At 54.1% G+C, this 11,480-nt stretch carries 9 protein-coding genes and 1 pseudogene; 6 read left to right on the forward strand and 4 right to left on the reverse strand.

Annotation, left to right across the window (positions count from 1 at the left end; translation table 11 throughout):
* Nucleotides 1-243 precede the first annotated feature (243 nt).
* The 3 genes from ACP99_RS09660 to ACP99_RS09670 all read right to left on the reverse strand — a co-directional run bounded on the left by ACP99_RS09660 (nt 244) and on the right by ACP99_RS09670 (nt 4,776).
* Entirely contained in the window at nt 244-894 is a 651-nt protein-coding gene (locus ACP99_RS09660; RefSeq protein WP_049986409.1) for a restriction endonuclease, read from the reverse strand.
* Nucleotides 894-2,921 (reverse strand): hypothetical protein, encoded by a 2,028-nt coding sequence (locus tag ACP99_RS19945; RefSeq protein WP_156105643.1) that lies wholly within the window; start codon nt 2,919-2,921, stop codon nt 894-896. Before ACP99_RS19945 ends, ACP99_RS09660 begins: the two co-directional genes overlap by 1 nt.
* Nucleotides 2,922-2,988: 67 nt before the next feature.
* On the reverse strand, nt 2,989-4,776 hold the full coding sequence (locus tag ACP99_RS09670) for a DEAD/DEAH box helicase (RefSeq protein ID WP_049986411.1): 1,788 nt from the start codon (nt 4,774-4,776) through the stop codon (nt 2,989-2,991).
* 224 nt (nt 4,777-5,000) lie between these two features.
* Between ACP99_RS09670 and ACP99_RS09675 the strand changes: the two genes are divergently transcribed.
* The 3 genes and pseudogenes from ACP99_RS09675 (at nt 5,001) to ACP99_RS09680 (ending at nt 7,695) form a co-directional block, all read left to right on the forward strand.
* Nucleotides 5,001-5,465 carry a hypothetical protein gene (locus ACP99_RS09675; RefSeq protein ID WP_049986412.1) on the forward strand — a complete coding sequence of 155 codons (465 nt, stop codon included), beginning with the start codon at nt 5,001-5,003 and terminating at the stop codon, nt 5,463-5,465.
* A 286-nt stretch (nt 5,466-5,751) separates the two neighbouring features.
* Nucleotides 5,752-5,901, forward strand: a pseudogene (locus ACP99_RS19950) (IS200/IS605 family transposon protein TnpB); the annotation flags it as partial.
* A gap of 105 nt (nt 5,902-6,006) precedes the next feature.
* Nucleotides 6,007-7,695, forward strand: a complete 1,689-nt coding sequence (locus ACP99_RS09680; RefSeq protein WP_197052420.1) for a zinc ribbon domain-containing protein — start codon at nt 6,007-6,009, stop codon at nt 7,693-7,695.
* A gap of 166 nt (nt 7,696-7,861) precedes the next feature.
* Here ACP99_RS09680 and ACP99_RS09685 read toward each other — a convergent pair whose 3' ends face one another.
* Complete coding sequence (locus tag ACP99_RS09685) at nt 7,862-9,559, reverse strand: hypothetical protein (protein WP_156105644.1); 1,698 nt, start codon at nt 9,557-9,559, stop codon at nt 7,862-7,864.
* 504 nt (nt 9,560-10,063) lie between these two features.
* Between ACP99_RS09685 and ACP99_RS09690 the strand changes: the two genes are divergently transcribed.
* The 3 genes from ACP99_RS09690 (at nt 10,064) to ACP99_RS19955 (ending at nt 11,436) form a co-directional block, all read left to right on the forward strand.
* Nucleotides 10,064-10,402: a toxin-antitoxin system TumE family protein gene (locus ACP99_RS09690; RefSeq protein WP_049986414.1), complete on the forward strand. Its 339-nt coding sequence runs from the start codon at nt 10,064-10,066 to the stop codon at nt 10,400-10,402.
* 22 nt (nt 10,403-10,424) lie between these two features.
* Nucleotides 10,425-10,874: an HVO_A0114 family putative DNA-binding protein gene (locus tag ACP99_RS09695; RefSeq protein ID WP_081927377.1), complete on the forward strand. Its 450-nt coding sequence runs from the start codon at nt 10,425-10,427 to the stop codon at nt 10,872-10,874.
* A gap of 181 nt (nt 10,875-11,055) precedes the next feature.
* The gene (locus ACP99_RS19955) at nt 11,056-11,436 is read left to right on the forward strand and encodes a hypothetical protein (protein WP_156105645.1); all 381 of its coding nucleotides are present in this window, start codon (nt 11,056-11,058) and stop codon (nt 11,434-11,436) included.
* The last annotated feature ends 44 nt before the right edge of the window (nt 11,437-11,480 follow it).

An 11,480-nucleotide genomic window follows, 5' to 3' on the forward strand; every position in this document is an offset into this window, starting at 1 on the left:
TCGATGAGTCGACTCGAGAAGCGTGGGTTGCTGAAGCGGCGGCTCAGACCAGGGGACGGATCGAGGCGTTCGAGGCTGAGGAGGCCCCGTTCGGTGCTCAGGCACAGGACGAGTACGGTGAGAGCCTCAGTGAGCTTCGAGAGGCCGTCGTCGCTATTGAGGCCGACGACCGTGAATAGGTGTAATTCTCGAGCAGTAGAGTAGGAACGCTATGGGATTTGCGGGGCAATCTGGTGGGTTAGACTACCGTATTTCCGCAAGGATTTCACCCATACTGTCCGCATCTAGCTCGGCGTCATCGAGCCATTCTTCGAGCTGCTTGCGCCCGTAGAGAGTGACGTCTGAGTTGGCGGCCGCTTCTTTGGCACTGTTGGTGTATCGTGAGGTGGTGACAACAGCGGCGGTATCGATCTCGTATTCGGAGTTACGCACTGTGGCACCGGTGTAGATTTCTTGGACTGCGCTGTTACCAACCGGGTTCGTCTTGTCATAGGCTTTTGCCTGAATGCCGACTGTCTCAGATTCCCGAAACCAAACGACGTCGACACCTTGGTCGCCGGAGGCTTTGGTAACTTGGGCCTCACCATCGACTCGGCTAAGAATCTCGGCGAGAATGTGTTCGAACTCGTATCCGGAAACGAGCTCTAGATCGGTGAGATCCATATAGCGAGGGGAACGAGCAGACGTAGTCCTGGAGATGCTCTCGTAGGAGGTGATTTGTTCGAGTTCTTCACGCACGATTGCAACGGCGCGGCCCTTGGGGATCTCCCTGTCCCAGCGATACTGGATGAGCGTTTCTGCTTGGGCGTTGACGGATGCGTCAGTCGTTTCTAGGAATTCAGCGAGTGAGTCCGCGGTTTGTAGTTGTTCCTTGAGAGTATGCTGTTCCGTCATTAGTAGCCTCCAATAAGTTGTTTCAGCATCCCTGCGTTGTGCCGATGAATTTCATCGCCAGACTGGATATCAAATACGATGAGCTTGTTGCGGCCAAGCAGTTTCTTCCCGAGAATCACCATGTACGCCTCGTTCATCCCGGCTTTCACTGAGCGGAACTCATCGACGACCTCTCTTGGAATCTTTTCGGCGTCAGTCTCGCCTATTGACTGACATGCCGAGCACCATCCGTCATCTAATTCAGTGTCGGCGTAAGGGATCTCACAAGAACTGCAAGATCCGCGATGAGAGTCACACACCTGCCCGGAGCCGACGGTTTTCATGTCACGATGTTCACTGCATAGGGCTTCGTCGCCGACTGAGCAGCGAACTACGTGCGTACTGCAGAATCCCTGGTCGCTATGCTCTGATTCGTCGGAACACGGTGTGCAGTACTCGATGTGATTATCGCAGAGGATGTCACCGCACGTGACGCAGGTATCACCGTGGTCGGAACAGACGATATCGCCACACTCGTCGCACTCTCCGACGTGTGCTTGACAACGAACGGAGCCACAGTGATCACAGGATTCAGTATGAGCGTCGCAATGATAGGCGTCGCAGTCCGTGCAGTGCGTTAAGTGGGAATCGCAGTGGAAGTCGCCACAGGTATCGCATGCTTCGCCACACAACCGGCACGTTGTAGCGCTACAGGCCTGGCAGATCTCACTGTGGTCAGTACAGATTGGTGAGTCACATGACGAGCATGTCTGCCGGCAGTCGCTACACACGGGCTCCCAGCAAAGCTCGCACTCAGCGAATGTCGAGGTACTGTCGCAAGCGTCGCAGTGCGATAATCCGCAGCTACGGCAGGTGGTCGCGCATGGATCCCCGACGAGATGACCATTCGCACACAATTGTGGTAGGACGCCATTGGTGAGGTCTTGTGAACAGACTTCACAGTCCAATCCCTGGAAGTCATCAGTTGCGGGGAGATACGACACTTCAATGTCCCGTTCAGTGTGCGACGAGCTAACGTTCAGTGTCAGTGTGCCACGAGCGTACGTAACTTCGGTGACACCGAGCAATGATACGTCAACGTCGACCTCGTTCCGTTCAATTACTTCATCAATCTCCTGGCTCTCCTCTGAGTCTAATTCGCGCTTTTTTTGCTGTACCTCCTGCTTGAGTTGTTCTAGCTCCCGTTCAGCCTCTTTTCGGTTCTTGATGTACCTACGACGTGTCTCATCTTTCCGCGCCTTTCGACGCTTTTTCTTCCATTTCCGGATTTCCTTCTCTTGCTCACTAATCTGTTTATCAAGCTCGCTTCGGCGTTGTTCGTACCAGTCACTAATTTCGGCTATCCGTTCGCTAGCAGTCTCATCAGCTTCCTCCCGAATATCGGAGACGATAGGCCGGGAACGATCAATTACTGCCTGCTGTGCTTCCTCAAACGCCTGCTGAATCTTTTCTTGAGGAATCTCACCTGCGGTGTGTTCGTTGTTCTGTTGGAGGAGCTGCGGGAGATGCGCCGTGAGTCGAGCAGTGAGGTCAGGGAGTCGAGTACCACTCTCTGGATCGATCGTCACGGAGAACATCTCCTCACTGTGGAACGACGATGGTGTCTCAAACTGCACTTGGAAATGGAACGCCAGCGCAAAGTCGGAAGTTCGTTTGCTGAAATCAGTGACGCTCACATTCAATGACGATTCTTGCAGTACCGTTGGAGGTTTGACCTGTAATTCGTCTTCGGTTAATCGCAATTTCCCAACTGTGCCCGGTTGCTGCACCAGGTCCAAGAGCGCCGAAAACACACGCGTCCCTGGTTGGACGAGCAGGTCACCAGCACCTAATTCGCGATCTGCGGGGTCAAACACCAGAGTACCGTTTTCGCGGTCCAATCGGTTAGCGAGTTCACGTGGGAATGTGACCTGCCATTTTGCACTGTTGGATTGGTTAACCTCCGCACCGTGGTTTTCCAGTACTGTTTTGGTAAAACGCTTGATGTTGACGCTATTCAGGATTGACGTATCTACTTCTGAGTTCATACATCCCTCCGCATCATGACGTTCGTAATCTCGGACCACAGACGCCTTCTATAGAGATAACTAAGTCTCATGCTTCGTTGCCTCCTGTCTCAAAGCCGTCGAACACTTCTTCGTTGAACTCCTGTGCTTTCTTCGCGGCTTCTTTGTCCTCTTTGAGGTCAACAGCCATGTCTTCGAAGTTATTCTCGAGTTCCCGCTCTGATCCCGCTTCAACGAGTTGCTGGAGAACTTCTTGTTCGAACTGCCCACTGGACTGCTCACGTTCGGAGAGAATTTCCTTTAGACCCCCGACAGTCTGGTGGAAAACGTCTATTTTGCCGTAGAGCTTTTCTAATACGTAGTCTTCAACCGTACCCTCTAGCGCGAGATTGTATACGTAGACATCCCGGTCCTGACCGATTCTGTCGATGCGCCCAATTCGTTGCTCAACGCTCATCGGGTTCCAAGGGAGGTCGTAATTGATGATGACGTTGCAGAATTGGATGTTCCGGCCTTCGCTGATTGAGTCGGTGGTGACGAGGACACCCCCACGTTCTCTGAAGCGCTGAATCTGGTTGTCTTTATCTTCGCTTGATAACGACCCGTTCACACGGTGTACTGGGACATCGTCGCCGCCAGCGCCTGCATGTAATGCGTCTACGATAGCGTCTTGCGTGGCGCGAAACTGGGTGAATACGATTGTCCGACCGGTACCCATCCGCTGGTTTACGCTACGGATGATTTCTAAGAGTTTCTCCTGTTTGGTGGTCCGATCGATTTGTCGCGCCTGCTTTGCAATTGAGAGGAGTTCATCGCGTTCTCGACCTCTCACATCTCGTCCATCACCGTCCAGCCATTTTTCAACAGTACTGAGGACTGCCCACGGTGAACTCACCACTTCTTTTTGCAGCATCAGCATCACGAGGTGCTGCCCGGCCTGTTTCGAGTAGTGGCTCTTCACGTAGTCTGTGACAGCGTTGTACAGGGATTGTTCCTGCCGACTGGGTTTGAATGTCTTTGTCCGCACTTGGCGATCTGTGAAATCAATGGCAGTGTCCCCACGTTTGTGGCGAATCATCACTGACCGAAGTTGGCGGTTCAGTTCGGCAGCATTCTGCACCCCACCAGAATCGTCATTCGGGAGGTATCGACGCTCGAATTCACTCTCGGTGCCAAACAGCCCGGGTCGAATCAGATTTGTAACATTATAAAGGTCTGTGATGTCGTTCTGAACGGGGGTCGCCGTGGCGAAGAAGGCATATTGATATTCGATGTCATCCACGAAATCGTAGCGGTTGGTGTCTTGGTTTCGGAGGTAGTGTGCCTCGTCGACAATCAATGCGTCCCACGACCGCTTGTGAATCTCTTCCGCGTAGGAATCTCGCTTCGCAGTGTCAATGCTAGCTACGATTTTATTATACTCGCTGAATCCCTCGAACCCGTCGTCGTAATTGCATACAAACTCAAGCCCGAATTTCTCGCGCATTTCTTTCTTCCATTGCGTCGCAAGCTGCGCTGGTGTAAGGATTAAGAATGTATTATGAGCCTCCCGAAACACCATCTCTTTCAGTACCATCCCGACTTCGATGGTTTTTCCGAGTCCAACTTCATCGGCAAACAGCGCCTTACCATCCATTTGGAACAGAGCCCGGTGTGCGGCATCCAATTGGTGTTCCAACAGCTGGACTTGATCCGCAATCTCCTCAAGAGATTGCAGCTCTTGCTGGCTTTGTGCAATCGAGAGTCGATTCGCTTCGATGTTGAGGAGATGGTCTGAGAGGTCCTCATCAACTGATGTACCGATCTTATCGAGTATGTCTGGGGAGTCTTCTAACTCGAAGGTGGTGTCGACGAGTGCTTGATCGTCTGCTGCCATCTAATTACCAGATAAAACTATTAGACGGAATTATAAGTTGCGGCTGGTGAATGTCGCTTCTATTGTATTTTAGCGGGTACAGTATCCTGCTCTATTGGCCCTGGATTCATCCAATCACCCAAACAAGCGCATTAACCAATTACCGCTGAAGAACCTCATTAGACACAGAATCAGCCTCTCACTTTCTCCCTCAGCTTAATGGAAGCTCTTTCCGAACTCCGTCTATGCTCGTTTCTGAGGAGTACATCATTAAGGAGATCGAGATCGACGAGCGGGAATTAGAGCGGGACCCTCCGGGGGTCCACCTTCGATATAATCATACGGAGCCGTCCGTCATCAGTGACGGCGTCAACTTTATCGCTGTCATCGAGCAGGGTGGCGACGAGTACCGGATCGACTATTGGGGGTACGCCTTCGGCCGGATGTATATCACTTCAGAGGGTGTCCAAGAACTCGGTCAGCGACTCGACTACGAGGAAGACGAGATCCCTTCGTGGACACTTGACCCCGAGACCGTCGATGCTAACGACCCGCCATGGTGGTTGCCCGATGACACCGCTATCGATCCCACAGCTGCTTGTGATAACTGTGAGGTGACCGTTTCGGTGCGAGAGGTCGTCACTCCACGGCAGCCGCCGGTGGGCATGGATGGGGCTGTCTTCTGTCGTGATTGCTGGGAACAGCATTGACCAACCGAATTCACTGAGCCGCTAGATGGGGCAGGAAAACGAACTACTAATCCATCGTTACCCCACGCTATCGGACTAGTCTCGGTCTTGTGGGGTAACTATTCTATCTCCAGTGCTCCAGTTCGGGTGTGCCGAAAATGTCTCGCCGACCAATGGCTTTTATCGGCTCAACGGGGTTGGGAAATGGCTGTTCTGAATTTCCTCACTCACCGGAGATTATGAGGAATCACCATTCTACTGGTGATTTACGGAGGTTTATATCGAATAACGCGGAGAGTGAGTGTCCATGAGGCGGACAAACAAATTTGACGTTATCCCCTGGCCGGAAACCGATGACGAGCTGTTGCGACGGTTGTTGGACGCCTTTGCAGCACTCTGGAACGAGGTTAGCTACGAATATCATCAACGCTACGCTGACCCTGACCGCGATTTCTGGAAACCGGAAATCGAAGACGACGAGTAAGAAACGATGACGTCCACACATCTCTCCCTCCCAATTCGCCTCCCGAGAGAAGGGCAAGAACGCCACGCTCGATTAGATATGCTCACGACCAGCGTAGCAAACACACTCATCGAGCAATACTGGACACCCATACATCTCGAAAGAATCGGCGATCACTCGTATCAGGCGTGGAAATACTTTGACGAACACGAAGTCTTCGAGGACAGTGATGTGTACCTCCCGAGTCGATACAAGCGGTGTGTGATGCAGAAAGTCGGAGAGACGCTTCGCTGTCACGCCGACAAGCTCGAAGCCTTCCAATCCATCCAAGCAGTTCTCCCCGATCACAAGATTCGACGCATCCACAGTCGCCGAATCAAGGAACAACTCTGGGACTCCGAGGAATACCTGAAATCAGGATACATTGATTTACTCATCGGTCAACTCAACTCGTACTACGCCCGCCACGGACGCTATCCCGAGTCCTATTTCGACGTCGAACAATGTCCGACGTACTCGAAAGGCGTTCTCCCGTACTCGGCAGACGATGGCCCGACAAGCGGACAAGCCGTCAAATACCAGTACGACGAAGACGCGCAGACACTCTCCATCAAACTCAAAACCCCTGACACACTCGAACCTGAAGCGAGAGGCGATTGGACGTGGACGGAACACGAACTGGATGGCTACACTGCTTTCCACGAACTGCTCGAACACGGCAGCCTCTCATCCCCCTCGTTCCAGTCCACCAAGACGAAGACCGGGGACGACTACTACGAACTTTCGTTCCCCGTTGAAGTCGAACACCAAGAAAAACCAGACGACGTAGAAACTGTCATAGCGATTGATAGCGGTCTGAGAAAAGAGGCTACCGCTGTCGCTGTGAACGAAGACGGCGAGCAGTTGTCAGTCCCGTATTTCATCCAGACTACGGAGCGCGAGCGAATGCGGAATCTCGCCTGGGAACGCGATCAACTCAACTCCAAACTCGCAGATCTACGTCGAAACGGACGTGATCACACGGATTCGTTCGAGCATATTCACGCAGAGTACGAGCGCGTGAACAACAAGATTCGGCACAAGCGTGAACAACTCGTACACGACGTAGCCAACCAAGTCCTTGCACTCGCGCTCTTGTACGAGGTAGATGCGATAGTTCACGAAGACCTCCGAAGCCTGTCACCGCCTCGTGGCGAGGGGCAGTTATCGTGGGAACTCAGTTCATGGGCACGCCGAGAAATCATCTCGAAAATTCAGTACCGGGCTGATCTCGCCGGGTTGCATGTACGGAAAGTGCGTCCGGGCAATACGTCTCGGTCGTGTCCTCGATGCGGGTCTACGGGTCACACTACGAGGTCGCCCGACCACTATCGCGAGATATGGTGGGGTGGGCATTTCCGCTGTGACAACACTCGGTGTGGTTTCCAAGGCGACCGAGACTACGTTGGAGCGGTGAACGTGGCTCGCGTGTTCTTCAGCAACACGGCCTCGCTGCAACACGATTTCACGTCTTCCTATACGGGATACTTCGAAATCGTGCCAGCAAGCCGTTCCGCTGGCTCGCGTCTCGTGTTCGGTGAAGCACCGATTGCGTACATCGGACAGTCGGAGCAAGATGTGACTGCTGGTGGCGGGTCGTGCTTGATAGCGCCCGCTGTCACCCCGACAGAGACGAAAGCTAATAGCAGTAACCACATTTTCGTGTCAAGCCCAGCGACGCACAGCACTACTCAGTTCGTCAAGAGGACTGCTGATTACTGCCGAAAATTGGAACGGCTAGGATTCTGAGTCTCAGAGCAACTCCTCGTGGTGCTTGATTCTACGTCGCTCTCGTTGCCTGATGATTTCTCGCTGACTTCGCCAAGGCCGAACGATTTATTCGACTATTTCGAATTCGTTGAAAGAGGTGGTTAGATTTCTGAGTCCGTAGGGGGACTCTGGTTGCTACAGTTCGTTACGGTTCAGTCATTACCTTCCTGCCAGTCCTCGTTTTCGAATCAGACGGTCCAACTCTCTCGACGTTTTCGTGTGCGAGCCACCAGTCAGGCATCCAGTCCGTCACCGGGAACACCCAGCTCTCAGAACCCCGCCAGTACGCAATGGGATTCTTCGGCACTGGTTTACCAATCGTCCTCGGACCAGTTCGCTGACGATGTCTGTGCTGTCTCGACTTCCGAGTCGTCACAGCATCGGACGTAGGTAGGTCACGCTCTGATTCGTCACTGGTACGTTCCAGAATTGTAAGTTCGCTGTCCCGACGAGTCTCGAAGGTGGCTTCGTTGCCGTACCATCCTTTCACGACATTATCAACACGGACAACGTCTCCGACCTGCAGTTCAGGGAAGCGGTGTGATCGGATGAGCGTTCGACCGCCGAAATCCGTTGGATCCGGCGTTGGTCGCGTCTCATCCCACTCGCTTTTCGTCCAAATTGCAAAACGGATCGTCCTGGTCTCGTCCTGAAGGACGCCGGCCTGCTTGATTCCGGGGTGAGTGTTCTCGAAGAGGATCGAAACACGACCCTGCGTCGAGAACCGCCCCTTCGTCTGTGCAGTCGACATATATCGGACGTTGCCGATCTTCTGGACGTTCTGGGGATCGTTTGCTTCGTCTTCGGCCTGTCTGAGCAGCGCATTCGTCGGCTCGACGCCGCGGTTGACACGCTTCGCGAGCGCGAGTGCGAGCGTCAGCGGACTCTTGCGCACCTCGTAGACCTTCTCGAAGTCGTCACTCAGGAGTCGGTGCGCCATCGCACAGACTTCCTCGTGTTCGTCGGGGTCCAGCTCGAGCAACGGGCGAAGGCGGTCCTTGTGGGCCTGTTTCGCTCGTTTCTCTCGGGTCTCGGCGAGTTCAGCCGCAGTGGGCCGGGTCGCTGCGAGTTCGTCGAAACGGTTGTTCAGCCACTTCGCGTGACCGACTAGCTCGACGTCGTCGCTCAGTTCGCCAGGGTGGCAGATGCCATCCGTGACTTTCCGTTTCTCGGCTTCCAATGCGAGTGATCGCTCGATAGCCTCCAGAGAGCTGCCTGCGAACTGCTCGGGCTCCGTGACCAGGTCACCGAGGCGGACGTATTCGCCACCGGGGAGTAAGACCTCCAGGTCGGCGGTCTCGAGTCCCGTGGTTGTCTCCGTCCGCTCAGCGTGGTCGCGGGTCTCTGCGTCGTCCGGTCGGTCGTACGCTTGCAGTCGGCTTTCGGCTGAGCCGAGTGGAGCCGAGCTCGAGTGGCGGCTAGTGGTCGTCACTCGGTGGTCGACAGCCTTCGAAGTGGGCGTCGACGGCGTGTGTGCAGTCGTGCGGCCGGCGGATTCGTCGAGGCCACTGGCGACACCAACGACTTGTTCGCCGGTCGGATCGACGAACATCGAGCTGGCGTTACCAGGGTGCCACGATGCGAGATCTCCTGCTGAATCGGGCTCGATGAGCGCGTCAGCGGGCTGGCCGTTCGCGTTCGTTCGGGCTCTCATGAGCTGTCCTCGTTCTGGGACGATGGGGTAGCCATCAGACGTGTACCCGTACAGTCCATCGACGGGTTCTGCACGCGTCCCGAAGTCAGTCTTCGCTGCAGTCCGCTCCGTGTAGACGTCACCGTTTTCGTGCTGGTCCGTCGCGACCTCGGGGTCGGTTCGGGAGTCAGCGTCGGATGGGGCGTCCATGAGCGCCCAGAGGAGTCCTGCCAGTCTTGCGACCAGCCGAGTTCTCGTGGTGGGCTCAGTGGTGGAGCGGCGCTGCTCCTGGTCCTCCCGGTAGGTCCGGAAGTAGGGAGAGCGACCGTCTTCAGTCCGCGTCGTTGCGGTCCCATGTCGTTCGTTCGTCTGCTTCGTCGCCGATAGGTTCTTATTCTCAGTGTTGCTACTATTCATTGGAATACTCCAATTCCGTTCGTGAGGCTCTAGTCAGCCTCACATTCTACACTGCCTAGCGGAGCATAGGTATATCGACGACAGAGGCTACAGAACGCTAGTTCTCACAAAGCATCCCCACAATTTCCCCACAATCTTCCCGGGTATCAGAGAGTGTCCACCTGTGATCGTGGCAGGCGGAAAATTTCACTCTTCAAGACAAATCTGCCATCGCCTGATTTACCTCGCGTCTGGTGGACACTATTGGTGTGGAGACCAATAGAGTTATTCCATTGGCCTACAAACCAATGGTTGAGGATGGGCTCGCTGACCGACGATGACCTCGATGGCGTAAGCAAGGGGCAGAAGTACCCTGACGGCACTGTCGTCCGGGTGTTCTGCATGCGGACTGACCGTGATGCGTACCCGTCTGGGTGGGCCTACAAGCTCCATTACGGTGCAACAGAGCCAGACCCGCCCCGTACGCTTGAGGACGGTACGATTCGTCGGTACGACAACTCGCACGAGGACACAAAAGGCCACGAACTCCACGTCGCACCCGAGACAGAACCAGAGATAATCGAGTTCCCAGGGATGGTCGAACTCTGGGAACGATTCTGGAGCGAAATTCCGAAATCCGAAATCGAGGTCAAGTGAGGCCATTACCACGGTGATACCCATGAACGAATCAACGCCACCGCTGCATCCGATGGAACGCGAACAGCTTCGGGCTGCGTCGACGCTCGTCGTGACAGTCAAATCGTCCGACGAGTTCCACGACGACGTTACCGAGGACGTCGAGTCGCTGGAACACGGTGATTTAGTGGACGCAACGCCGACGCTGTCGTTCACCAGCTACGACGACCTCATGGAGACGTTGACGCCGCGTGTCCTCGAGCTCATTGAGGCTATTCGCCGGGAAGAACCATCTAGCATCAATGAGACTGCCCGGGTTGTGGATCGAGACGTGAAAAACGTCCACGAGGAACTTAGTCGACTTGCTCAGCTAGGAATCATCTTCTTCGAGGAAGAAGGACAGAGCAAGCGCCCGGTCGTCTGGTTCGACGAACTCGTCATCAACCTCCCGTTCGATCCTGAAGCTGGAGACACGGCGGCTGCAGCACCGTAAGAGTACGAATGACGCTCGATGAGACATTGGAAGAAGCGCTCGCCAGGTACGATATGTTCCGTAGCGAGGAAGCCGAAGAGGCATGTCCTCAGATCACCTGATAGTATTCGATCGAAAGCTTCGAGCTACGTGATTGTGGCTATTAGATACACATTACTGACACAGGTGAAGTTGCATATATATGGACGCTAACCCCTTCGGGATGCCAACTGATGACGAATTGACTATTGTGAATCATCTCCAAACTGTTCTACTAAATTTGGACCCCGATATTGTGCAACAGATACTCAGTGATCTCATCGGTGAGGATGTCCCTCGGTTCGATGATTGGCAAACTGAAGTTCCAGTATCAACTGGTGAAGATCCAGACATTGATGTTGGGGATGAAGTCAGTGGAGACACCTTCTTAATCGGCCTTTCAGAACAACCCGCAATCATCACCCAATCTGATTTAGAAGCAACGGCTCTGGTGAATCGCCAGAAGGCACGTACGTCTGAGCATCGATCGATGTACAGCTACGTACGTCTGAGCATCGATCGATGTACAGCTACGTACGTCTGAGCATCGATCGATGTACAGCTACGTACGTCTGAGCATCGATCGAT

Origin of the sequence: Halobellus rufus (assembly GCF_000739575.1) — an archaeon.
Taxonomy (GTDB): Archaea; Halobacteriota; Halobacteria; order Halobacteriales; family Haloferacaceae; genus Haloquadratum; species Haloquadratum rufum.